The 26,999-nt window shown below is 38.2% G+C and carries 16 protein-coding genes; 5 read left to right on the forward strand and 11 right to left on the reverse strand.

Annotation, left to right across the window (positions count from 1 at the left end):
- Window positions 1-188: 188 nt before the first annotated feature.
- Complete coding sequence (locus ACFFHK_RS09300; RefSeq protein ID WP_382371766.1) at window positions 189-5,678, forward strand: Ig-like domain-containing protein; 5,490 nt, start codon at window positions 189-191, stop codon at window positions 5,676-5,678.
- A gap of 282 nt (window positions 5,679-5,960) precedes the next feature.
- On the forward strand, window positions 5,961-7,319 hold the full coding sequence (dcuC, locus tag ACFFHK_RS09305; protein ID WP_382371768.1) for an anaerobic C4-dicarboxylate transporter DcuC: 1,359 nt from the start codon (window positions 5,961-5,963) through the stop codon (window positions 7,317-7,319).
- Window positions 7,320-7,395: 76 nt separating this feature from the next.
- On the opposite strand, the gene ACFFHK_RS09310 is transcribed toward dcuC, so the two are convergent.
- From ACFFHK_RS09310 to rhlB, 11 genes are all read right to left on the reverse strand, one after another.
- Window positions 7,396-8,925 (reverse strand): YifB family Mg chelatase-like AAA ATPase, encoded by a 1,530-nt coding sequence (locus tag ACFFHK_RS09310; protein WP_382371770.1) that lies wholly within the window; start codon window positions 8,923-8,925, stop codon window positions 7,396-7,398.
- Between the two features lie 154 nt (window positions 8,926-9,079).
- Window positions 9,080-10,042, reverse strand: a complete 963-nt coding sequence (lipA, locus tag ACFFHK_RS09315) for a lipoyl synthase (protein WP_382371772.1) — start codon at window positions 10,040-10,042, stop codon at window positions 9,080-9,082.
- A gap of 11 nt (window positions 10,043-10,053) precedes the next feature.
- Complete coding sequence (gene lipB, locus ACFFHK_RS09320) at window positions 10,054-10,764, reverse strand: lipoyl(octanoyl) transferase LipB (RefSeq protein WP_382371774.1); 711 nt, start codon at window positions 10,762-10,764, stop codon at window positions 10,054-10,056.
- 14 nt (window positions 10,765-10,778) lie between these two features.
- Window positions 10,779-11,051 carry a DUF493 family protein YbeD gene (gene ybeD / locus ACFFHK_RS09325; protein ID WP_382371776.1) on the reverse strand — a complete coding sequence of 91 codons (273 nt, stop codon included), beginning with the start codon at window positions 11,049-11,051 and terminating at the stop codon, window positions 10,779-10,781.
- Between the two features lie 133 nt (window positions 11,052-11,184).
- Window positions 11,185-12,369 carry a serine hydrolase gene (locus ACFFHK_RS09330; RefSeq protein ID WP_382371778.1) on the reverse strand — a complete coding sequence of 395 codons (1,185 nt, stop codon included), beginning with the start codon at window positions 12,367-12,369 and terminating at the stop codon, window positions 11,185-11,187.
- 109 nt (window positions 12,370-12,478) lie between these two features.
- Window positions 12,479-13,309, reverse strand: coding sequence for a septal ring lytic transglycosylase RlpA family protein (locus tag ACFFHK_RS09335; protein WP_382371780.1), 831 nt, complete (start codon window positions 13,307-13,309; stop codon window positions 12,479-12,481).
- A 41-nt stretch (window positions 13,310-13,350) separates the two neighbouring features.
- Window positions 13,351-14,463 (reverse strand): rod shape-determining protein RodA, encoded by a 1,113-nt coding sequence (gene rodA / locus ACFFHK_RS09340; RefSeq protein WP_382371782.1) that lies wholly within the window; start codon window positions 14,461-14,463, stop codon window positions 13,351-13,353.
- On the reverse strand, window positions 14,460-16,370 hold the full coding sequence (gene mrdA, locus ACFFHK_RS09345) for a penicillin-binding protein 2 (protein ID WP_382371784.1): 1,911 nt from the start codon (window positions 16,368-16,370) through the stop codon (window positions 14,460-14,462). The genes rodA and mrdA overlap by 4 nt, the downstream gene beginning before the upstream one ends.
- Window positions 16,371-16,375: 5 nt before the next feature.
- Entirely contained in the window at window positions 16,376-16,846 is a 471-nt protein-coding gene (gene rlmH, locus ACFFHK_RS09350) for a 23S rRNA (pseudouridine(1915)-N(3))-methyltransferase RlmH (protein ID WP_382371786.1), read from the reverse strand.
- Window positions 16,847-16,850: 4 nt separating this feature from the next.
- Window positions 16,851-17,213, reverse strand: coding sequence for a ribosome silencing factor (gene rsfS / locus ACFFHK_RS09355; protein ID WP_382371788.1), 363 nt, complete (start codon window positions 17,211-17,213; stop codon window positions 16,851-16,853).
- Between the two features lie 175 nt (window positions 17,214-17,388).
- Window positions 17,389-18,609 carry an ATP-dependent RNA helicase RhlB gene (gene rhlB, locus ACFFHK_RS09360; RefSeq protein WP_382371790.1) on the reverse strand — a complete coding sequence of 407 codons (1,221 nt, stop codon included), beginning with the start codon at window positions 18,607-18,609 and terminating at the stop codon, window positions 17,389-17,391.
- A 153-nt stretch (window positions 18,610-18,762) separates the two neighbouring features.
- On the opposite strand from rhlB, the gene rho reads away from it, so the two are divergent.
- The 3 genes from rho to ACFFHK_RS09375 all read left to right on the forward strand — a co-directional run bounded on the left by rho (window position 18,763) and on the right by ACFFHK_RS09375 (window position 26,997).
- Window positions 18,763-20,025 carry a transcription termination factor Rho gene (rho, locus tag ACFFHK_RS09365; RefSeq protein WP_382371792.1) on the forward strand — a complete coding sequence of 421 codons (1,263 nt, stop codon included), beginning with the start codon at window positions 18,763-18,765 and terminating at the stop codon, window positions 20,023-20,025.
- Between the two features lie 190 nt (window positions 20,026-20,215).
- Window positions 20,216-22,930 (forward strand): SdrD B-like domain-containing protein, encoded by a 2,715-nt coding sequence (locus tag ACFFHK_RS09370; protein WP_382371794.1) that lies wholly within the window; start codon window positions 20,216-20,218, stop codon window positions 22,928-22,930.
- Window positions 22,864-26,997, forward strand: coding sequence for a S8 family serine peptidase (locus ACFFHK_RS09375; protein ID WP_382371796.1), 4,134 nt, complete (start codon window positions 22,864-22,866; stop codon window positions 26,995-26,997). The genes ACFFHK_RS09370 and ACFFHK_RS09375 overlap by 67 nt, the downstream gene beginning before the upstream one ends.
- The last annotated feature ends 2 nt before the right edge of the window (window positions 26,998-26,999 follow it).

Raw genomic sequence — 26,999 nt, forward strand, 5'->3', positions numbered from 1 at the left:
CTTAATTATCATTAACTTAGGTTTTTAATGAACTTATTTGACTTCTGAATATTGTGTAAATTTTCGAAAATTTTGCGGGGGGGGGTATTGAGAATATTTTTGTTAATTCGGTAAAATGTAAACTTTACTTATATTGAAAATGGAATACAAAGATTTTATTTGTTAGAAATAACTATAAGGGAGTATAAATGGCTTTATTACTTATTGCAAGAAAATCTGGAAAGCAAGTTAATTTATCAAAATTAGCTAAAAATGGGAAATATACCGAGCTAGCAGTACCAGGTGAAGAATATTATTTAATTGATACAGCCACAGGAAAAACACCAGAAGATGTGAAAGTCTCTCGTAAAGGAGATGATCTCATTATCAGTAGTGAAAAAGAAAATATGGAGGTCATCATCGATGAATTTTGGCATGAATGTTCTCCGAATGATCAATGTTATGCAATTTTTGATGTACCTGCGACGGAAACCGCCGAAGCAGGACAAGTCATTGTTACACAAACGGGACCAGATGTTAGTGCGTTTGAATCAGGTATGGTTGGTGTTTTACCTGAAGGACATACCATTAGTCCTTGGATTTATGCAGGGCTTGGTGCCGCTGCGTTATTAGGTGTTGCAGCTGGTGCTGGTGGTGGCAGTGGTGGTTCTAGCCAACCAGCAAAAGATACAACTGCCCCGATGATTGATACAGATACGTTAAAAGTGTCTGGGGGAGGGTATCAGGTCTCTGGTAAGACAGAACCTGGGGCAACGGTAACGATTAAAGACGAAAATGGTCAACCAATCGGTACAGGTACAGCAGATGAAAATGGTAATTTCACTGTAAATCTTAACCCGCCAAAAAATAATGGTGAAACTTTAACAGTAGAAGCAAGCGATAAAGCAGGTAATACGTCTGTGCCAGCCACAGTAACGGCAGATGATAAAACAGCTCCAACAATCGAAGCTGATAGCTTAGATATTTCTGATGATGGTAGCCAAGTGTCTGGTAAGACAGAACCAAGTGCAACGGTAACGATTAAAGACGAAAACGGTCAACCAATCGGCACAGGTACAGCAGATGAAAATGGTAATTTCACTGTAAATCTTAACCCGCCAAAAAATAATGGTGAAACTTTAACAGTAGAAGCAAGCGATAAAGCAGGTAATACGTCTGTGCCAGCCACAGTAACGGCAGATGATAAAACGGCTCCAACAATCGAAGCTGATAGCTTAGATATTTCTGATGATGGTAGCCAAGTGTCTGGTAAGACAGAACCTGGGGCAACGGTAACGATTAAAGACGAAAATGGTCAACCAATCGGTACAGCGATAGCGGATAACAACGGTAACTTTGATGTGTCAATTAACCCTGCGAAAACTAATGGTGAAACTTTAACTGCAGAGGCGACAGACAAAGCAGGTAACAAGTCTGAGCCAGCGACTGTGGTAGCAGATGGATCAGCACCAACTGAAGATAAGACTGCGCCAGTAATCGAAGAGGGGAGCTTAACGGTGTTAGGCAATGGTAGCCAAGTGTCTGGTAAGACAGAACCTGGGGCAACCGTAACCGTTAAAGATGCAAACGATCATGTTATCGGCACAGGTACAGCAGATGACAAAGGTAATTTCACGGTAGATTTAGATTCTCCAAAAAACAATGGTGAAACCTTGAGCGTAGTTGCTTCTGATGCAGCAGGTAATAACTCTAATTCTGCAAATGTAACTGCACCAACTGGCGATACTTCGCCAACTGATGGCACTGCGCCAGCTGACGGTTCTGCACCATCAGGCGGCACAACGCCAATAAATGGCTCAGAAGACTCAAATGATTCTGATGCAACAAACAATGCTCCAGAATTAACAGTAACGTTAGCGGATAGTGTGAAAAATGGTATTACAGAAGATTCTGCAACAGCAGGTCAAGTGATTGCTACTGCTGCTGTAGCTGATGAAAGTGGTGCGCCGATTACTTATACATTGCAAAACAATGATAATGGGTTCTATCAGGTTGATGAAAATGGCAATATTACTTTAACCCAAGCTGGGGCAGATCAAGTGAATGCAGGTAAGCCATTACCTGAGATTCGTGTTCAAGCGACGGATAATAATGGTGTAAGCAAATCAGGATCTGCGACCGCACCGACAGTAACGCCAACCATTCCAGGGGATACTAATAATGATGGACAAGCAGATAGCGCCCCAAGTTTATCAATTCCTGAAGCGGCAGACGGCGTGAGTGCGGAAGAGTTGGCAGATGGTATTCAAATTCCAGTAACCCTACCTGCGAATAGTGAAGTGGGGGATACCGTTGAATTAACTGTTAAGTCGCCAAATAGTGAGACGCCAATTACTATCACTCATGTTATTGGTGAGAATGATATCAAAGATGGTCCGAATGGTACTAAAGTAGTTGATGTCATCATACCACAAGATCAACTTCCAACTAATCAAGAAGGATCACGCGATGGCAATTATACTGTTTCTGCTAAAGTGAAAGATCAAGCAGATAATAGCAGTTTAGCTAGTGAGGAAGTTCCTTTTACTATTAATGCTGGGACAACAGATACCCCAGCTGATGCACCTACTGATAACTCAGTAAGCAAACCAGTTTGGAATGATGAGCCTAAAGATGGTTATGCAGATAATGGCGTACTTTCAGGTACTGTTGCAAATGCTGGCACAGGAGCTAAAGCTACCTTACTAAATGCAGATGGGCGACCAGTTATCGGCGCAGATAATCAACCAATTACAGCGACTGTTGATGAGAGTGGCGCATTTACTTTCCCAGGTATCAAAGCAGATGGTACGCACTATAAAGTTAAAGTAACTGATGCTGAGGGGAATAGCAGCGAACCAAGTGATGAGATTACATTGGACAATGTGGCACCAAAAGCCCCAACTGTACAAGCTAAGCCAAATGCTGTTGATGTGGGCTTACCAGCAAATGCAAACATTGGTGATACTGTGGTTGTTTCACAGGGAGATGATAGTACGCCAATCACCTTGACTAAAACAGCGACTGGTTGGGAAGCATCTGACGCTGATAATGTAACGATTAACAATGGGGTTGCGACGATTAGTAATGTACCAGCGGGTACAACAGTAACGGCAGTGGCCAGAGACAAAGCGGGGAATGAATCTACCGCTAATAGTACTACGGTTGTCGAAATGCCAACTGTTGAGAGCCTTAATATCACTAACGATGATAAAGACAGCGACGCTACAGGCTTGCAAGTAACGGATAACGTATTGAACTATACTTATACCTTAGGCGGTGATTTAACCACAACAGAGGATAAACAAGTCCGTGTGCAGCTATTAGATGAAAATGGTGCCGTGGTAGGAACCCCACAATACAATGCGTTATCTGCTGGCGAGAATACAGGTAGCTTTGACGTTACTGGTGTTGATGGTAAAAACTATACTGTGCAAGTTGATATTGTGGATAAAAACTCACATGAGCCACTGGTTACAGGCAAAACGGCTGAGGCTAATATCGATAACGTTACAGAGGAAAACAAATCGTTAAATGATAGCGTACAATCTACGGATAATACGGTAACGATCGATGGCACAACGGAAAACTTTGGTACACCACAAGATGACAAAGTTCACAACGTGGATAACAGCAAAGCGGTTTATAATCCAAAACTTGACTGGGAAATGCGTTGGAATGATGACACGATGCCTAATTTCTATAGATTTGCGAGTGGTAATGGTGATAATAACGATGGTAAAGAGTATCACAATGATCACGCGCCAGGTTGGGCAAATCCAGAACGAGGTCAAGGTTATTACTTTACTTGGAATGGTGATAATGAACGCGGCGATGTGATCAATGTAGCTAAAGTGCGTACAGATGATGGTTATGACACAGAATTTCGTAAAGGGTTGATTGGGACAGAAGATGGGGACTTACGCTTCGATCTTAATACAGGCGCAGGTGGAGCAGACTATATTACTGCTAATGGTATTGTGGGGAGTGTGCGTATTATCACCAATGAGGGCGATGATGTTATCCGTACAGGCTTCTTAGCTGGTACAAATAGCTTCAGTGGTGCTAACTTCAATGGTTCACAACAATTTATTATGGGAGAGGGGAACGATATTGTAGAGATTACCAGCACAGCAGCCGCTTCTGGTTATGCTGTATATAGCCCGAAAGATCAATCGTCCTTGTTCTATACCAATGCTAAGTTTGATATGGGAAGCGGTAACGATACCTTGAATATTGCGGGAACGATTTTTGCGGGTAATGAAACTTCCTCTGGTAACTACTTTAACTTAGGTTCTGGTGATGATGTGATGAATACAGGTACCATCACTGGACAAGAGTCAGGATCGGAAGGCAGTAATATTATCAACTTAGGAGCAGGCAATGATAAATTGACGATTAGTGGTGATGTTACGTCCGATGGTGGTACTGCACGTTTTGCTTTAGTATCTAAGGACGGTAGTGATGTACGTATCACAGGTTCTCTTACTGGGCGTTCTATTGCCTTAATGGGGGACGGCAATGACTCTATCCGTATTGATGATAACTTGAGTATGGGTGGAGAGCAAGCTAATAACGTTGACTGGTTATATACAATGTTTTATAACAATGAAGTCAGTGGCGCTTCTAATCAAATTAATGAAAATTTGTATCAGTACTACAATGATATTGCGATGTCTTACTACCGTACGTTCTATGGTAACTTGGGTAAAACTGTAGAAGGTAACCATACGAGAACTTATTCTGAATTAGAACAGTATATTGTTGATCGTATAAAAGCAAGTAATGCGAAAGCTTCTGATAGAAATAACGATTTGGGTACAGGTAATTGGGATAGTGATATCTATACCGCAGCACGTATCGACTTGGGTGAGGGCAACAACACCTTAAGCGTAGGTGGCTCAACGACTGGCGCACGTATTATAGGTGGCAATCAAGCTGATACCATCAAACTTGGTTTTGATGCAGAGGGTAACCTTGCAGCTGGTGGTGTAACCAATACCCGTATTTGGACAGGTGCCGAAATTGGTGGTGGTAATGATACTGATATCGTGATGTTGTCAAATGTTCAAAGTAATAACTATGTTTATACGGGTATGGGACATGATGATATTCAGTTGTACACAGTGAATGGTACGCACAATGAAGTCCACGCTGGTGCGGGGAATGATATTATCCGCTTATATGGTTTAGTGAATAGTTCGCCAAACAATATTTTCGATGGTGGTGCAGATCACGATAAAGTAATTATCGGTACTGCAGAAGATGGTCAAAGTCGCTTTATTATTGGTGGTAACAATCAAGAGGGCTATGCAAACCTGTGGGGTATTGAGGAAATTGAATTTAACTCAAATATTGAATCAGCAGGTGATATTGTCCGTATTGATAGTAGCAATACAGGCGGTGATATGAAAATCCACACCACTGCTGGTTATACTGATGCCCAAAAAGCCTTCAATAAAGTTGAATTGGCTAATATGTGGCGTAAAGTTGGCGACAGCAGCAAAACACTTGCTGATTGGCAAGCTGATGATAATAACGGCAATGCTGATGGCGTGAAAGTTGATGTGTCTATGAACGCCACTACGGATACTAGAACTTATCATGTGTATGAAGCGACCTATACCGACAATGTAACAGGTACATCGTCAATTCATCATGTGTTTATAGAAGATCAGATTAGTGTTACTATCCTTTAATCTGTCATTATTCTTCTGACTAATACCCCATTATGCTTCGGTATGATGGGGTTTTTATTCTGTGGTAACTGTGAATAAACCGTTTTTTTGATTTAGTTTATAAAACTCTCTCTTATTTCATTTTTAAAACATATTCTCTGTTAAAATCACATCAAGATAAGTGAAATTATCTCTACTTTCAGTTTAATTTGAACAATTATACAAAAATCACTACCAATCAATCGGTTAAATTGTAATTGGCAAGACAAATATACTGGGCAATTACAACGTAAGGAGTAAAAGATGAGTTTAATTATTGGTGTATTAACTATTTTATTAGTAGGGTATTGGATTATTAAAGGTATAAATGCAAAAGGTTTATTATTGTGTGCTGGGATTATATTGCTAATCCTTGCTTCTTTTATTGCGCCACCAGTGAAAGATAGTACAGGCATTTTCTTTGTTGATATAGGCAATTATCTTTATTCACTCTTTGAAAAACGAGGTGGTGGCTTAGGAATGATTGTCATGGTGTTGATTGGCTTTTCCGTTTATATGAGTCATATTGGTGCAAATGATGTGATTGTCCGTTTGCTATATAAACCGTTACAGCGGATTAAATCTCCTTATATTTTGTTAATTGGCGGGTTTTGGGTTGCTTCGTTTATTTCATTTGCGATTCCGTCTGCCACGGCATTAGGCGTATTTTTAATGGCAACACTATTCCCAATTTTGACACGTTTAGGTATTTCTGCACCAAGTGCAGCAGCGATTTGTGCGACTACTGCAGTAGTAAATCTATCTCCGACATCAGTTGATGTGATTTTAGCAGCTGAACAGGCGGGTGATACCTTGAAACATTTTGCTTTCCAAGTGATTTTACCGATGAGTTTATTAGCAATATTAGTGATTGGGATTGTGCATTTCTTTTGGCAACGTTATTGCGATGTTAAGGAGGGGCTAGTACAAGTTGGTGGATTAAATGAAGTAGATCCATCGCATATTTTAAATAGTAATGCACCAGTTTATTATGCAATTTTGCCATTTTTACCGATTATTGGTCTATTTATTTTTGATGGTAAAGTGTTACCTGAAATTTCTTTGGGCGGATTATTAATTTTAACATTGATTATTAGTGCATTAATTGAATTAATTCGGACTCGTAGCGTAAGTGAAGTTTTTGCTGGACTAGAAAAATGTTATAGCGGTATGGCGGAAGCCTTTAGTAGTGTTGTGATGTTGATTATTGCAGCAGGGGTATTTGCTGAAGGATTAAGCAGAATTGGCTTTACGGAAGATTTAATTAATGTTGCACAAAATCTTGGCACAGCTGCAACCGTGATGATGCTTGCACTGGTTTTTATTACACTATTAGTTGCGATTGCATCAGGTTCAGGTAATGCGGCATTTTTTGCTTTTGTTGAGTTAGCGCCACGTCTTGCAGGACAGTTGGGCATTAACCCAGTTTATTTAATTGCACCAATGATGCAGGTATCTAATACTGGACGAGCTTTATCACCTGTATCTGGTGTGATTGTAGCCGTTTCAGGTAGTGCAAAACTTTCCCCAATGTTATTGGTTAAACGAACTTCAGTACCACTATTTGCTGGGATTGCAGTGATAATTGTTTATACGCTGGTGTTAATTCCTTTACATATATAATCAGTAAAAGTTGTATGAAAGCCTGAATTGTTAGGCATAAACCGTGTTAAAAATTATTTTTAGCACGGTTTTTTATCTATTCCATACCAGAAGTCAAACGCTGTAATAGACGATCCATAGCACGATAACCTAAAGCTTCAGCTAAATGGGGGCGTTGGATCTGTTGTTCATCAGCCAGATCTGCTATCGTTCGAGAGACTCGCAAAATACGGTGATAAGCTCGCACAGATAACCCTAATTTATTTAATGCAGTTTCTAGGAAAATCGCATCATTTTGTTGTAATTTACAATATTTTTCGATCTCTTTGCCTGATAAGTGAGCATTAATTTTTCCTGCTCTAGCTAATTGTTTTTCCCGAATCTGAATCACAATTTGTCGTAATTTTTCACTATTATTCTCATCTTTTGGCAGTTGTTGTAATGTCCCTTGAGGTAATAAAGGAACTTCAATCGAGAGATCAAAGCGATCTAAAAATGGACCTGATAATCGATTGAGATAACGCATAATTTGTTGTGGTGATGTGCGGTTATGTGTACCTTGATAATGCCCTGTTGGACTAGGATTCATAGCTGCAATTAATTGAAATCTTGCAGGGAAGGTAACTTTTGCTGAGGTACGAGAAATAACGATTTCACCGCTTTCTAATGGCTCTCGTAAGGCATCAAGTACTTTACGCTCAAATTCAGGTAACTCATCTAAAAAAAGTACCCCATTATGAGCCAATGAAATTTCGCCTGGTTTTGGTATGGTTCCCCCACCAACTAAAGCTGCTAATGAGGCACTATGATGAGGAGCGCGAAAAGGGCGTTGTTTCCAATGGTGATAATCTAAACGATGTTGTACTAAACTATTAATTGCAGCAGTTTCAATCGCTTCTTGTTCATTCATCTCGGGTAATAATGTTGTTAGCCGACTGGCTAGCATCGTTTTTCCTGTACCAGGAGGACCAAGAAAGAGTAAATTGTGTTGTCCAGCAGCGGCAATCAGTAAAGCGCGTTTAGCGTGTTGCTGACCAATAATATCAGTCATATCAAGTTGTAGTGGTGATAGTGTATGTTCAGGTGGTACTATAGCTTGAGCGATAGGAAGTGATTGTTGTTGATTCAGAAAACTGACAACATCAAGCAGAGAATTTGCAACATATGTTTGAGTATTAGCAACAAGTGTTGCTTCTGCGGCATTTTGTTTAGCAATAATTAATTCTCGTTTAGCTTGTTTTGCCGCTAAAATGGCGGGAATGACACCTTGTACACCACGTAAATTACCTGTTAATGCTAGTTCACCGACAAATTCAAATGCTTGTAATTGTTTTGCATCAATTTGTCCTGATGCAGCTAAAATGCCTAATGCAATCGGTAAGTCAAAGCGTCCCCCTTCTTTAGGTAGATCTGCTGGGGCAAGGTTGATGGTAATTCGTTGAATAGGATAACGAAAGTTAGCATTAATTAATGCACTACGTACACGATCACGAGCTTCTTTTACTGTTGTTTCAGGTAAACCGACTAATGTGAGTCCAGGTGTTCCCTGACTCATATGCACTTCGATGGTAACTAATGGTGCCTGTACACCAATAGAGGCTCTACTATATACAATGGCTAATGACATAGTTGTTCTCAATAATGAAATAACGTGCAGTATAATTAGTGGGTAATCGATATTGAGGAAGAGAGGCTTTGTTTTGTGATCGAGATCGAGAAGAAAAAATAAACCCGCAATTTGTTGAGGATAATTGCGGGAGTATTTAATGTGAAAAATAGAATTATTTTACTTCTACGCCTTTAGCTTGTAAGTCTGCATGGTAAGATGAGCGAACAAATGGACCACAAGCAGCATGTTCAAAGCCCATCTCTTTTGCTTTGTTACGAAACTCATCAAATTCTGCTGGTGGAACATAACGTGCTACTGGTAAATGATGGCGACTTGGTTGTAAGTATTGCCCTAGAGTCAACATAGTTACACCATTACTACGTAGGTCTTGCATAACTTCGAGGATTTCTTCATTGGTTTCCCCTAATCCTACCATTAAACCTGATTTTGTTGGGATATTTGGGAACATTTGTTTGAATTCTCTTAATAAACGTAATGACCATTGGTAATCTGCACCAGGACGAACCTCTTTATATAAACGGGGAATATTCTCAAGGTTATGGTTAAATACATCAGGTGGATTTTGTGCTAGTTTTTCGAGAGCAACTTCAATTCTTCCACGAAAATCTGGTACTAAAATTTCAATTTTAATATTTGGATTTAAGGCACGAATTTCTTTTACACATTCGGCAAAGTGTCCTGCACCACCATCTCGTAAATCATCACGGTCAACTGAGGTAATCACCACATAACGCAAACCCATATCTTTAATAGTTTGTGCTAATTTTTTCGGCTCTTCTGGATCAGGTGGTAAAGGTTTACCATGTGCAACATCACAGAATGGGCAACGGCGGGTGCAAATTGCACCTAAAATCATAAAAGTTGCAGTGCCGTGATGGAAACATTCTGCTAGGTTTGGGCAAGAGGCTTCTTCACAAACAGAGTTTAATCCATTTTTACGCATTGCCTTTTTGATATTTAAGATCTTTTCAGAATTGGCTGGTAATTTAATTTTCATCCATTCTGGTTTTGGTAATAACTCTTGATCAGGATTAATATTTTTTACGGGGATAATTGATGTTTTGGCAGCATCACGATATTTGACGCCACGTTCCATTTTAAATGGGGTGCCCATATTGATATTCCTTATTTTGTATTGGGTAAACCATCAACATAGTGAAGCTGTTGATAGCCAATTAAGCGTGTAAAATGTTCAATAAGCTTTGGTGCAACATCTGCGCAAGTAATTTCAGTATCAATAAAATCTTGGAGTTGACACATCTCTAAACCAGCGTAGCCACAAGGATTAATTGTATGGAATGGTGATAAATCCATATGAATGTTGAACGCTAAACCGTGGAAAGAACACCCTTTGCGAATACGCAAGCCAAGTGAACAAATTTTCTTTCCATCAATATATACTCCTGGTGCATCAGGTTTTGGATAACCTTGAATATTGTAATCCGCCAATGTATTAACAACACTTTGTTCTAAGTGAGTAACCAAATCTCTGACAGAAAGAGGGGCTTCATTACCAGATAATTTATCAATGAATTTACGTCTTTTAATATCAATTAAAACGTACATTACTTGTTGTCCTGGTCCGTGATAAGTTACTTGTCCACCACGATCAGATTGTACCACTGGAATTACTGTTTTAGTGAGAATATGTTCAGCCTTTCCTGCTTGCCCCTGTGTAAAAACAGGTGAGTGTTGCACAAGCCAAATTTCATCTAGTGAGTCAGCCGTACGCTGGTTAGTAAATTCTTGCATACGGTGCCAAATGGTATCGTAAGGTTGTACACCAAGTTGGCGAATAATAACTTGCTGTTCTAACGGTTTTGTTGCGCTTCCCATAGATAGCACCTTTGTTATAACACCATTCTCACAATGTCGATTTCTGCCAATTCTTTATATAACGTTTCGACTTGTTCAATATTTTTTGCGGTAATGGTGATAGATACTGAATGATATTTTCCATTTCGACTTGGCTTAATTGATGGGCTGTAATCACCAGGCGCGTGTTGTTGTACAACAGCTAGAACACGATCGGTTAATTCTGGGTGTGCCAAACCAACGACTTTGTATGGAAAGTCGCATGGAAATTTAAGTAAGTCTTTTAATTTCGGTTGTTCTTGTTGCATAATTTTTCTCTTTTAAATTAATGGTTTATGCTATATATATCCAAAAATAAAATTGTGAATGGAATTTAACCCACCTCATATTAGGTGGGTTAGTTAATTTTTAAGGATAGTTATTAGGTTACTGAGTAATGTATTAGCTAAAAATACTTTTTACTGTAAGTACAATCCAGTCCCAAATTTTGCCAACGAAACCAGCTTCTTCAACAGTATCCATTACTTGAAGATTTGCTGTTTGGATATCTTTACCGTCAAGTTGATACACGATAGAGCCAACAACTTGTCCTTTTTTCAATGGCGCTTCTAAGAATTTTTGGTTAAGTTGATAACGAGCTTTAACGGATTGACTCTTACCTTTAGGGATTACTAAGTAAACATCGGAGAGCGTACCTAATTTTACCTTGTTTTCTTTACCATAATAGATTGGTTGTTCAGAAACGACTTGATTTGCTGCTAATGGTTTGACATTTTCAAAGTTTGCAAACCCCCATTGGAGTAATTTTTTGCTTTCAACTTCACGCCCTTTGAATGAGCTAACACCCATTACCACTGAAATTAGGCGCATATTATTATCAACAGCAGAAGCAACTAAGTTGTAACCAGCTTCATTTGTATGACCTGTTTTTAAACCATCTACATTAAGGTTCTTATCCCATAGTAAACCATTGCGATTCGGTTGTTTGATATTATTAAAAGTAAACTCTTTTTCTGAATAGATATGGTACTCTTCAGGTAAATCATGAATCAGTCTCGCTCCAATAATCGCCATATCACGAGCAGTTGAGTATTGATTTTCATGATCTAAACCGTGTACGGTAGCGAAATACGTATTTTTTAAGCCAAATTGATCAACATATTGGTTCATCATATTGATAAAGTTTGCTTGTGAACCAGCAAGATATTTTGCCATTGCAACACAAGCATCATTACCAGAAGCAATAATAATTCCTCGGTTTAGATCTGCGACAGAAACCTGTTGATTAACATTTAAGAACATTTTTGATGAGCCAGGAAAATTTTTTCCCCAAGCCTCTTCATCAATCGTTACTATATCCGTGTTATGGATTCTTCCTTCTTTTAAAGCTTGCCCAATCACGTAACTGGTCATCATTTTAGTTAATGATGCAGGGTAGTGTCTTTGATCTGGGTTAACGGCGGCTAATACTGTACCTGTGTTATAGTCCATTAAAATATAAGTTTGTGCATTCACTTGTGGCGGAATGACATTATAAGGACTTTCAGTATAAGCGAGAGAAATGCTAGAAAAACTGAATAAACCTGCTAATACAAGCTTTTTCAGTTTTTTAGAATATAATGACATTTTTTCTTCCTTAAAAATAGTATATAAAATTGTACATAGTTTGTTTTTTTATATTTATAAGTATATCGCGATAAGAAAAAGGTTTTAAGCTTTTAAATTGAGTTAAATACTAATAGCGATAAGTATAAAGTTGACTATTATCTGAATTTAAACGAGAAAAGACTAGTTTAATGCGATTAACTTTGGCTATATCAAATAGAGGACCAAAGTGGATATTAAATTTATCACCATTTTGGATAATTTCTGTTTTGACATCAGCCATGTCTAAGGCAGAAATAAATTTTTCTGCTTTTTCTCGGCTTTCTATGTTGCTTGCTTTTAATTGGTATTGGCTAGTTGTTGCTTCAGAAGATAGTGTAGTATTATTTTCGATTTTTTGGCGAGCAGCAATTAAGGCTTTACCACCCTCTCCAGAGAGATTACCTTGATGATCAATAATAACCATATCTAATTTTACATTTACCTTTCCATGAGTTAGCATTCCCAACTCTTTTGCGGCTGCTTTAGAGAGATCGATAATTCGATTAGAGTGGAATGGTCCTCTATCATTAATTCTTACAACAACTTTTTTGTGATTACGTAAGTTAGTAACTAATACATAACTGTTTAGAGGGAGAGTTTTATGTGCCGCAGTAAAAAGCTTTTCATTATAAATTTCTCCACTAGATGTTTTTTGCCCGATAAATTTAGAATGATAGAATGTTGCTGTACCTTGTTTGGCATAATTTTTAGCTTCTTTTGAAGTAATAGTGCGATAACGAACCCCTTTTACAGTATAAACTCTACTGGTTGTTTTTTTCGGGTGGAACTGTAACTTTGGTCCTGCAATACCATACACTTTTTTAGTTTCATTTTTGCTGTTTGTCTTAGCTAATACTCCAGTTGTTTGCAATAGGAAAAAAAGTGTAGCTAATACAGTAAAATATTTCTTTAGTTTCATATTAAATATATTCCTTTATTTTTTATTTGCTCAAATGGAAATTACTTTCCTTGAGAAAGCATTCGTCGATGAGTATGTATTGACATTATTACCCCAAAACTGGCCATTAATGTTACAAATGATGTTCCACCATAACTGACAAGTGGTAATGGAACACCAACAACAGGTAATATACCGCTCACCATACCAATATTGACAAAGACGTAAACGAAAAATATCAATGTTAAAGCACCAGTTAAAATACGACCAAAAGCGTCTTGTGCTTTTGCACCAATAATTAATCCTCGTCCAATAATAAATAAATAAATGGTTAATAAAATGATAATCCCAATGAGTCCATACTCTTCGCTAAGTACTGCAAAAATAAAATCAGTATGAGGCTCAGGTAAAAATTCTAATTGTGATTGTGTTCCCATCATCCAACCTTTACCAAATACGCCACCAGAACCAATAGCAATTTTAGATTGAATGATATGATAACCTGCCCCTAAAGGATCCTTTTCTGGATCAAGCAATGTTAATACCCGTGTTTTTTGGTAATCATGCATTAAATAAAACCATAAAATTGGGATAAAACCAACAACACCAATTATTGCTGTGGTAATGAATTTCCAACTCATTCCAGCAAGAAAAACAACAAAGATTCCTGATGCTGCAACAAGAATGGAGGTACCTAAATCAGGCTGAATAGCAACCAATAAAGTCGGGGCAATAATTAATATCAAAGCAATTACGGTATTAAGTAAACTTGGTGGTAATTGGCGTTTTCCTAAAAATGTAGCCACCATTAATGGCACAGAAAGCTTAATTAACTCAGATGGTTGGAAGCGAAAAACACCTAAATCTAACCAACGTTGTGCGCCTTTACTTGTTGTCCCAATTAAATCTACTAAGATCAGTAAGATAATACCAACAATATATAAGTAAGGTGCTACTTTTTGATAAAAACGTGGTGGTAATTGTGCAAAAATGAACATCACAACAAAGCCCATAGAAACTTGTATTAAGCGATTATTAAACATTTTTTCACTACCACCTGATGCGCTATATAATACGATTAGGCCATAGATAACAATAATAATTAAACCAAGAAGCAGTTTTAAATCAATATGCAATTTCTGCCAAAGAGAAATTATTGTGTGCTTTTTCTTCATTCTGCTGATACTCCGCGAGGATTTAATTGATTATATTTTTGTTTATGAACGAAGTAATAATCTAATATTTGTCGGACAATCGGAGCGGCATTTCCTGAGCCTCCGCCAGCATTCTCCATAATAATAGTTACAATTACGTTCGGGTTTTCAAAAGGAGCATAAGCAATAAACCAAGCGTGGTCATGTAAATGTTTAGAGAGGTTCTTTGAGTTATAGGTTTCATTTTCTTTTAAGCTAAATACTTGTGCTGTCCCTGATTTTCCAGCGACTTTATAAGGTGTACCAATGAAAGCTTTTCTCGCTGTGCCATTTGCACTATTTATGACACCATACATTCCTTGTTTGGCAATACTCCAATCAATATCATTCGGCTCAGTAATATTCGGATAGAGATGCTTATCTTCATAAGGTTCACTTTGATTACCGATAATTTCTTTCATTAAATGAGGCGTGTTGACTTTCCCATTATTGATTAAGATGGCAAGTGCTTTAGCTAATTGTAGTGGTGTAGCTGTCCAATAGCCTTGTCCGATTCCAACGGGAATGGTATCACCTTGGAACCAAGGTTTTTTATAGCGTTTTTGTTTCCATTCACGAGTAGGCATCACGCCGTTGGTTTCTTCTAAGATATCTATACCAGTAGGTTGCCCAAAACCAAATTTCTGCATCCAGCTGGATAAACGATCAATACCCATTAAGTAAGCTACATTATAGAAAAAGGTATCTGATGATTCAGTAATACCTTTGATAACATTTGTAGAACCATGCCCTGTTTTTAACCAGTCTCGGAAGCGTTTTGTCGTATTAGGAATAGCAAAATAGCCAGGATCATAAAATGTGGTATTTGAAGTAATAATATTATCAGTTAAAGCCGAAACAGCAATAAATGGCTTAACTGTTGATGCTGGAGGATAGGCGCCTTGTAAGGCTCGACTATATAATGGTCGGTTAGCATCATTTAATAAACGTTGGTAGTCGTTGTATGAAATGCCATCAACAAATAAATTATTGTCATAACTTGGCGTAGAAACCATAGCAAGAATACTACTATCTTGAGGATTCATCACAACAACAGCCGCTTTTTGATCACCCAGTAAGTTAAAAATATAACGTTGTAAATCAACATCTAAAGTTAAACGAACATTTTTACCAGCAATAGCAGGTTGTTCACGTAATTTTCGGATAACTTTTCCTTGGCTATTAACCTCAACTTCTTCAAAACCAACTTGCCCATGCAAAACGTCCTCGTAATAACGTTCAATACCTAATTTGCCAATATTATGAGTACCAGAATAATTGGCTTCTTTATCTTCTTGTTTGAGGCGTTCTACATCACGATCATTGATACGCGCGACATAACCGAGAATATGAGTTAATGGTTCACCATAAAGGTAATGCCGTTTAAAGTAAGGTTTGATTTCAATACTGGGAAACGCATATTGATTCACTGAAAAACGCGCAATTTGTTCTTCATTTAAATCAGCCTTTAATAAAATTGGCGTATAACGTTGTGAACGACGCCGTTCTTTCTTAAAAGCTTCGATATCTTCATCTGTTAAGCTAACAATTTGTTTTAATTGATTAAACGTTTGTTCTAAATTATCTACTTTTTCAGGCACAATGTATAAGCCAAAAAAAGTAAGGTTTTCTGCTAGGATTTTATTGTTGCGATCGTAGATAATGCCTCTCGTTGGAGCAATGGGTAATAATTTAATTCGGTTGCCATTGGAACGAGTTTGGTACATTTCATAATTGACAATTTGTAAGTTATATAAGTTAGTGAGTAATATTCCAGTTAATATTAGTACACCAATGAATGAAATTAATGCACGGCGAGCAAACAGATTACTTTCTGCTTGATTATCCCGAATAGTTTCTTTTTCTTGCAAAAATTTCATCAGTTTCATCTGAATTACTCACGATGATAAGGGTGATTAGTGGTTAAACTCCAAGCACGATAAAGGCTTTCTGCTACCACAATGCGTACTAAGGGGTGAGGTAAGGTTAATGATGATAAAGACCAACTGCGTTCAGCGGCTTGTTTACACTCTGGTGATAAGCCTTCTGGACCGCCAATTAATAAACTGACATCACGTCCATCTTGTTTCCAGCTTTCGAGTTGTTGTGCTAATTGTGGCGTAGTCCAAGGTTTTCCAGGAATATCTAACGTAACAATTAGACTATTTTTCCCGCAAGCAGCTAACATTAATTCGCCCTCTTTTTCAAGAATGCGTTTAATGTCTGCATTTTTACCACGCTTACCAGCAGGAATTTCAATTAATTCTAGTGGTAAATCTTTTGGAAAACGGCGTTGATACTCTTCAAAACCAGTAGTAACCCAAGCTGGCATTTTAGTTCCAACGGCAATTAGCTGTAATTTCATTGACTTATGCCCATAACTTTTCTAATTGGTATAAGCTACGCGCTTCTTCTTGCATGATATGTACCATCACTTGTCCGAAATCAACAACAATCCAATCACTCGTGTTGAAACCCTCTGCCCCAAAGTTATCAATCTGTTTTTGCTTGCAAGCGGTCATCAGGTTTTCGCCTAAAGACGCCACATGGCGAGTTGAGTTACCAGTACAAATAATTAAATGGTCAGTGATGGGGGATTTCCCTTTTACATCAAGAACTAAAATATCTTTTGCTTTTAAATTATCTAGTTCATCGATAATTGTTTCTAACACGCTTAGAGCCCTTTTCTGTTTAAAAATGATACATCTAAAATAAGGCGCGAATTGTATCATGATATCTGTTTTGAGGGAAATTAGAACAAGATTGTATGAGGACAAAATTAGTAAGGTGATGTATTAGTGCAAATATAATGGAGAGATAGGTTGCCCTTTAGGGCGAAACCTAAATCAAAATGTTAATAATAATCTAATAAAAGCTAATTCATATGGAATGATTAGTAAACTGACATTATGCTTTATTGCGAGTGTTTGAATAGTAACGTTTACCACTTCTTTTTATTTTCGGTAAGGCTAATAAAGCCTCAGAATCATAGTGGCTCACAGGAATTTGGTGTCCAATATATTGCTCAATCGCAGGCAAATTGATTGCATAATCTTCACAGGCAAAACTAATGGATACCCCAGTTTCTCCCGCGCGCCCAGTACGTCCAATTCGATGCACATAATCCTCATAATCATCAGGGAGATCATAATTGAATACATGTGTAACTTGCGGAATATGCAAACCACGTGCGGCGACGTCTGTTGCGACTAAAATATCTAACTGCCCTTGCGTAAACTGCTCTAACAATTTGAAGCGTTTCTTTTGTAGAACATCACCTGTAAGTAGACCAGCACGATGTCCATCTGCAACTAAATATTGCCAAATTTTTTCACACTGATGTTTAGTATTAGCAAAAATAATACAACGCTCGGGCCATTCTTCTTCAATGAGTGTCAATAACAATTTCATTTTATCTTGGTTAGAGGGATAGAAAAGTTCTTCTTTGACACTATCGGCAGTTTTATAAGTGGATTCAATTTCAACATAATGTGGATCATTCATATCTTCAAAGGCTAACTCTCTTACTTTAAATGATAGAGTGGCGGAGAAAAGCATAGTGAGCCGTTCGGTTGGCGGTGGACAATGGCGTAATAGATAGCGAATATCTCGGATAAAACCGAGATCAAACATTCTATCAGCCTCATCTAATACAACGCACTCGATCTGATTTAATGAAATGATACGCTGTTTGACATAATCAATAACTCGTCCAGTCGTACCAATGAGAATATTTACTCCCTGTTGCAAGGTCTGTAATTGCTGTTCATAACCATCACCACCATAAGCTAAACCGAGTGTGAGACCTGTATGTTTCGCAAAAATCTGTGCATCATGATGAATTTGTACAGCCAATTCTCGGGTTGGTGCAAGGATTATTGCGGATAACTGCTGTTTAGCGGTAGGCGATTGTAATAAGTGTTGGAAGAGTGCGGTCAGAAATGCAACCGTTTTCCCCGTTCCTGTTTGTGCTTGCCCTGCGATGTCTTGACCCTGTAAAGAATAAGGTAATGATAGAGCTTGAATAGGTGTGCAATAGGTTAACCCCATTTCGCGCAAAGCGGATTGAATTGAGGGGTGTAATGCAAAACTGCTAAATGTTGTTGATGTAAGATATTGATGTTCCATAGGTTCAATTTGTTAAATTTCGTTTAATTCATGGCAAATTCTACTCTAAAACTAGACAATAGTCTTTTTTAATGGTAATTTTACGAGCAATTTTTATCTCATATCCAATTTACAATCCATTTTAATCTAATCTACAACAGCATTTCAGTTATTATGAATTTAACAGAATTAAAAAATACACCTGTTTCTGAGCTTGTGAAATTGGGCGAAGAACAAATGGGGCTAGAAAATTTAGCTCGTCTGAGAAAACAAGATATTATTTTCGCTATTCTTAAACAGCAAGCTAAAAGTGGGGAAGACATTTTTGGTGATGGCGTATTAGAAATTTTACCTGATGGTTTTGGTTTTTTGCGTTCTGCAGATAGTTCTTATTTAGCTGGACCAGATGATATTTACGTTTCGCCAAGCCAAATTCGCCGCTTTAATCTGCGTACGGGTGATATGATTGAGGGTAAAATTCGACCGCCGAAAGAAGGGGAACGTTATTTTGCTCTACTCAAAGTTAATCAAGTCAATGATGACCGCCCTGAAATCTCCCGCAATAAAATCCTCTTTGAAAATTTAACGCCATTACACGCTAATTACCGTTTACGTATGGAACGCGGTAACGGTTCAACAGAAGATTTAACTGCGCGTATTTTAGATTTAGCTGCACCAATCGGCAAAGGGCAGCGTGCGTTGATTGTGGCTCCGCCAAAAGCAGGTAAAACAATGTTCCTGCAAAATATTGCCCAGAGTATTACTTATAATTACCCAGAATGTATTTTGATGGTGTTATTAATTGACGAGCGTCCTGAAGAGGTTACAGAGATGCAACGTTTGGTTAAAGGTGAAGTGGTCGCTTCTACCTTTGATGAACCTGCGGCACGTCATGTACAGGTAGCTGAAATGGTAATTGAAAAAGCAAAACGTTTGGTCGAGCATAAAAAAGATGTGGTCATTTTATTAGATTCCATTACACGTTTAGCTCGCGCTTACAATACTGTTACTCCTGCGTCAGGTAAGGTACTTTCTGGTGGGGTAGATGCCAATGCATTACATCGTCCAAAACGTTTCTTTGGGGCTGCACGTAATGTTGAGGAAGGAGGAAGTTTAACCATTATTGCTACGGCATTGGTGGATACGGGTTCTAAGATGGACGAAGTCATTTATGAAGAGTTCAAAGGAACGGGAAATATGGAACTTCATCTTTCACGTAAAATTGCAGAAAAACGTGTGTTCCCAGCGATTGATTTCAATAGTTCTGGTACACGTAAAGAAGATTTGTTAACTACGCCAGATGAGCTACAAAAAATGTGGATTTTGCGGAAAATTGTCCACCCAATGGGGGAAATTGAAGCAATGGAGTTTTTAATTGATAAATTATCCATGACAAAAACAAATGAAGAGTTTTTTGAAGCGATGAAACGTTCATAATTCATTCAATAGTTTATTGAAAAAATATCTTAGAAAAATGGTTGCTAACAATTATTGTTTAATTATTAGCAGCTATTTTTTATTTAAAATATTCTATAAATATTATCTTATCTTTAAAGATTATTTATTTTTGCTTTAACGTATAAAAATAATATTTCTATGCGTATTAAAATAAAAAAAGGTTTTTATCATGCTGATTAGCCAATATTTTTCATCTAATCCACAACATAAAGTTAAATATACTGTTGAACAAGGAAAAGTACAGTTACTGGATCCGAATAAAGGTACGAAAATTGAGGTGGAGGGAGTAACTGGCGATATCTCTTCTAAGGTTAACTTTTCATTAAATAATGAAAATCTTGAAATATTAATTCATGATGATCTCGTTAATTTAGACACGAGATTGATCTTAACACCTTATCAAAATGAAGAAATTACCTTTGTTTCAATCAGCGAAAAGGGCGTTTTTTATAACTATACTGTTGCACCAAATACTTCAGAAGCATTAGGCTCAACGGAATTAATTGTTTCACAGCAAATAGAAACTATTGCCCCATCTCATTATGCAGGTCTTATTTCTAAACCCTTTTCTTACCTAGCAGGTGGCATTGCAACATCGATCGGTGCGCTCACGTGGTTATTTAGTAAAACAAGTAAATCTAAGCAAGATAACGATGAAGTAGTAAGTAAATCTAATCAGATTGTAGATAAGTCTGATGAGATAAATGAAGTAGAAGACGAGGAAATTATTGAGATTTCTGGTGAGCTAGCAGGTACCACAACAGAAGATGAAGCGACGACAACGATTACAGGGAAATTGGAAAGTCCTGTACCATTTTCTCCGCAAGTGGAAAAAGTGTCAGGTGATCTAGGTGGTCAATTAACTATTCAACCTGATGGCAGTTGGACATATCAACGTGATGATAGTAATGCAAATGTACAAGCATTAATCGATAGTGAAAGTGCGGTAGAAAAATTTACGGTGCAGTCAGCCAATGGTAAAGCAACGCAAGAGATTACGATCACCGTAGCTGGTAAAAATGATGTGGCTAAAATTGCTGGACAGACTGATGGTTTAGTGTATAAGCAAAATGACAACAGCGGCAGCCAGTCAGGGCAACTAACTATTCTCGATCCAGATCATGGGCAAAATGCCTTTTCAGCAGGTGATTATACTGGGCGTTATGGAACCTTAACGCTAGAAGATAATGGGCGCTGGGTTTATCGCCTAGATAGCAATAATCCCTCAGTTAAGGCACTGGGCGTAAATCAATCATTACAAGATATTATTACGATTAAAACAGTAGATGGTACCACTGAAGATATCAATGTGAATATTGTGGAAACATTCTTTATAAGTGGCACGTTATGGTTTGATCAAAATAATGATATGAAAAGAGCCAGAAATGAAGGTGTTTTCCAACGAGCTAAAGTTGTATTAAAAAACCATAGACATGAAACAATAGATGAAGTTTTTACCAATAATCAGGGGCGTTATACCTTTCAAGTGAAAAATGTTGCGGTAGGTGATTACTATTTGCAGTTTGATCGGACAAGTTTGCCAGCAAATATGACATTTTTTGTTGGTGGAGACTCTCAGTTAGCGAATGTATCTGGACAAAGTATTACGATTAACAATAGCGCCCGTGCGAGATTTACGATTAATGCAGGTGTGAAATTTGTTCCTGGTGCAGTGGAAGGGAAATTATTTGATGATTATAACTTCAGTGGGCAGCCAGATGGCTCAGAAAAAGGGATAGAGAATGTTACGGTTCGTCTATTAAAAGCGGATAACAGCATAGTCGCCACGACACAAACGGATAAAAGTGGTAATTATCGTTTTGCGGACATCGATCAAGGGCAATATAAAGTTGTCTTTGGTGAATTAGCGAATGGCGCTCATTATAGTGATAGCAATACTTATCCTGTACAAGTAAATGTACAGCAAACTAGCCGAGTAAATGTAGCAACTTATCAACTGGCAACCGTTTCAGGAACGGCTTGGTATGATGAAAACCGTGATCAGCAATTAACCAGTGAGGATAATCTGCTTACAGATTTAACAGTTCAGTTACTCAATACGCAGGGAGAAGTTGTTGCCACAACGACAACAGATGAGCGTGGGCAATATTCTTTCAGTGTAAGACCGGGAGAATATAAAGTTGCTTTTGCTAGAAAAGGATTAGAAACGGGGCAACATTTTGTCGATCAAGAGCGTAGTGAGAGTCATCTTGCGATTACAGCAGGGGAAACCGAAGCTTTTTCCCTCTATTCAGGGCAAGTAAAAGATCAGATCAATGCCATGGCAATTACCGAGAGACCAACGGCAAGCTTAGTCGGTAAAGTGTGGTTAGATGCCAATGCGAATGGTATTCAAGATGCAAATGAAAGCGGTATCGAGGGTATTAGCGTTGAGTTGTTGGATTCTAATAAACGTAAGGTTATGGAAACTGTAACGGACGCAGAGGGTAATTATCGTTTTGAAACCAAAGATTTTGGTTACTATATTATCCGTTCTGGTGGACGTAATGGACTTAATTTTACTGCCTCTAACGTTGGCGGCGATGAAAGTAAAGACTCGGATATAGTGGATACGCACAATGGGAATACGGCAAAAATTCTCCTTTCGGCGAATCAACATCAAGTGAATATCGGAATTGGTTTAAAACCAAATAATATGACAGTAACCTCACTCAATGAGGATATTCAAGGATATATTCAGAATGTGAATTCAGATAGCCATCTCGTTGAGGGGGATAACGTTGGACGTTATGTTACTTTACGTATTGATCCGAGCTTAGCAAATACATCGGTGTTTAGTTTGGCTGAAATCCGTGTTTGGTCAAATGTAAATTGGTCTCGCCAAATGGACAGTGGCAAGGGAATTTTTCGCAAGCTGAATTAGCTGTTTTCCATGATAATAATAATGGCACCTTTAAAGAAAAAAATTACTCACAAAATCCATGGGTACAAATTGATCTTGGGGAAATGATGCCAGTAACCCGAGTCGAGATTGTCGCGCGTGATAGATATGATGGGCGTTTGAATGGTAGTACTATTTTTTTGAGTAAAGAGGCTATTGGCGGTACGATAGATGTCAATGTATTGCGACAGATGCCAAATGTTACTGAAATAGGGCAAATTTCAGGGCAGACCTTTAGAGGAAATACAAAATATTTCAATATGTATGCTGCTGAACCTATGTGGTACACCGATGATACAACACCGACAGTAAAAGGTACGATTAGCCGACCATTAGCTACGGGAGAACGTTTAATCCTAACGAATAGTAATGGTGAATCATTAGACGAAGTAAGTGTAGATGGCACTAACTGGACTTCGACACTTACACAAGCACTACCGCTAGGAATGCAAAATCTTTATTTAAAAGTGATAAAAGCTAATGGTGAAATTCAGCCATTAAGTACAACTCAAATTGAGATTGCAATACCTTCTAATGCGGAAATAACTTTAGATGTGCAAGATGATTTTGGTGTGAAGCAAGATATTAGTATCGAAGGGCAGCTACGTGATGATGCGACACCGATTTTAACTGGGAAATTGACAAAAGCCTTAGCACCGGGAGAAGAAATTAAAGTCTACCAAGGTGATCAATTTATGGGGTATGCGACGGTTTCATATAGTGGTGGTGGCGATGCGATCTGGCAGTATCAAGTGGCTAATTTGAATGCGGGTATTCATCGCTTTAAAGCGGAAATCTATAACCGATATACTGCGCAGATTTTAGACAAAGCCGAGGGAAGTTACCGTTACCTTGACATAGATAATAGCTCATTATGGATTGAGGGCGATCCTGCAAGTGTATTTGATAATGTTAAGTTATCTTCTGCGAGTAGCATTATTGCGAAAGGGCGATTGAGTACGCCGTTGGGAGAAAATCAACGTATCGCTGTTTATGTCGGTAATGATTTTTATGCAGTAGCACAACTCGCTGGTGATCAAGTCAGTTGGCAAGCTACGTTAAATACTATCAGTAGTGGCACACACGCCGTTAAATGGCGTTTAGAAACCCAACAAGGTGAAAATTGGGTTGCGGAAACAGCATTTAGAGAAACAAAAATTTCCTTAACTGACGAATCACTAACAACGCAAAGAGAAGTTAATGCAGCTGAATTGCATAATGGCGTACTTTTCTCTGGTAGAGTGGCACCTAATCAATCGTTAATTCTGCAATGGGGAAATAAAGCGAGCAAAGCCATTCAAGCAGATGGACAAGGACGTTGGTCTGTTTCTTTTTATGATCTAGACTCCTTTTTTGGTAAGCAAGGGCCGATTGAACAGCAAGGTATTACGCAAGCAGTATTAAAGTCAGGCGATCAAGTGTTAGGGCAAATCCCTGTGTTGCTAGATACCATTCACCCTGAAATTATTTCTATTACGGCAGATCAGACAGAATTATCTGGAGAAAACTCAGCGGGATCAACTACTACTGTTACGTTTACATTTAGTGAAGATCTAGGTGATCGTTTTTCCCTAGAAAATGTACAAGTACGCGGTGGAACACTCTCTAACCTAGCAGGTGAAGGAAGTACCCGTACCGCAACATTTACGGCGGATCAGAGTGCTGTACCAGAAAAAGCCTTAATCTTTGTTGCGAGAGAGAGTTTTACTGACAAGGTTGGTAACGCAAACAAAAATCAATCGACATTAGCGTTAAATATTGGTAATAACACAGTACCAGAACCAATTACTTCGCATCTTGAGTTTAGAGCGGGTAGCACAGTAAATCTTGATTTAAGAGATCCGACTTTTGTGTTAACGTCAAATACATGGCGGGTAAAGATTAGCGGTATGCCTGATTCCGTATCGCTTTCTGTTGGAGTGAAACAAAGTGATGGGAGTTGGCTGGTTAATGGCACAGATTTAGCCGTATTAAAACTGATTTCGACTAAACAGGATAAAGGCAGTTATCTTTTAACGGCAACTTATCAACAACAGCAAGAGGGGAATTGGCAAGATATTAGTAAAGCCTCAATCGATACTTATATAGCTCCTTGGATCACAACATTAGGTAGAGTAGAAGATATAAATAATTTTACTCACTATTTAGATGCTTGGAACGATGGTATTGCAGGTCTTAGTGGGAAAGGGATTCGAATTAGTACTCATGAGAGTACAGGTAATCTTCCACTAGGGGATCGTTTTGATAAAGCTAATGTTGCGGAGGGAACCTCTTTACCGACCGATCATAGTCGAGAGGTCATGCAATATATTGGCGGTATTATGAATGGGGAATTTACTGGTGTTGCTTATGATTCTCGACTCAGTTGGCAAAGTCCTACCAGCGATCAAGCCGACATTATCAATATGAGTGTGGTTTCCAATTATATTGATGGTACAGAGTGGTATAAAAATAGTGTGGAAACAGGACGAAATGGTTTAGGGACTATTTGGACCGTTAGTGCGAGTAATAAACGACGAGATGGAACGAATACGGCAATTACTGAATCAACTAAATCACCAACGATGATTGCTGTGGCATCAATAGATCGTAGTAGTGGAGAAATAAGATACTTTTCTAGTCCTGGAGAAGCTATACATATTGCTTCTCCGGGGAATGATGGAACAAGTTTTTCGGCTCCAGCTGTAGCGGGAGCGATAGGATTAATGTTGCAAGCAAATGAGCAATTAGGTTTCCGAGATGTGCAACAGATTATTGCGCATACTGCAACTTACCACCCCAAAAATAATCCATTTAAATTGTTTAGCCTAAATAAAGGGAAAAGTTTAAATGGTGCGGGAATGCATTTCTCTAGTGATGTTGGCTTTGGTATTATTGATGTTTATGGCTCAGTATTGTTGGGACGAGACTGGTTAAGAGGCGGATACGAGGCAAGCGTTTTTAAAGATGTGAAAAATGCACCAAATCAGCCAGCGAGTTGGTGGAAACGTACTTCAGAAGTTGATAAAACAGTCAAAACATTGAGTCGTTCTGCAAATACCAAAACTTCATTCACGTTTGAGATGACAGATGATGTTACGTTAGAAGCCGTACAAGCAAGAATAAATATTAAAGATCAGGCATTTCGTAATTTAAAGATTGTGATGGTTTCTCCTGAAGGTACGGAAAGTATTATTGCTAACGGAACAAAAGATAGCGCAATTAATGGTGATTTAAGTATGATGACCAAGCGTTTCTGGGGCGAAAATGCGAAAGGGACTTGGACGATCTCATTTGAGCATAAGGTAGATGTGAGTGTTGATACAACGATTAAAAATGTTCAATTAAGCTTCTTTGGAACGGGAGATGTTGTTGATGATCGCTATGTTTACACCGATGAATTTGTCAAAACATTTGATAATTTAGCCGATGAAGCAACGCAGGCAAAAATGTTAACGCTGAATGATACGAATGGCGGAAATGATAGTATTCTTGCCTCAGCGATGCGAACAGATGTGGTGGTAAATCTTAATAATGCCAATACTTCTGCCTATATGAATATTTTAGGTAAGACAGTAACGATTAGCGATGAAACACAAATTGAAAATGTGTTTGCTGGATTGGGTAATGACACGTTAGTGGGAAATAGTCAATATACCAGTTTCTTAGTGGGGAATGCAGGCAATGATAAGATTATCAGTTTGAAAGAGGGAAGTCGCTTAGAGGGTGGTGATGGTGATGACTGGTTAATGTTTAACGTAGGTGATCAAGTTACTGGTGGTACGGGTTCTGATAGTTTTATTATTGATACTGATCCAACAGGATTTACAAATTTAGCTGCGATGCGTAGTACCCTGTTAGATTTTGATAAAGCTCAAGACAAGTTATATGGGTGGAATAACCAAACGTTAAAAGTAGCTGAGATTGACAGTGATGATCAGATTACTTGGTCTGATGTTCGGGAGCAAAGTATTATTGATCAAGCATTAACGTTAAAAGAGTTTAAATATCCAACGCAGAATCATCTGATTATTCAACCATTCTATAAGGAAGAGGTGAATATTGTGTGATA

The sequence above is a fragment of the Gallibacterium trehalosifermentans genome (assembly GCF_042433055.1).
GTDB lineage: Bacteria > Pseudomonadota > Gammaproteobacteria > Enterobacterales > Pasteurellaceae > Gallibacterium > Gallibacterium trehalosifermentans.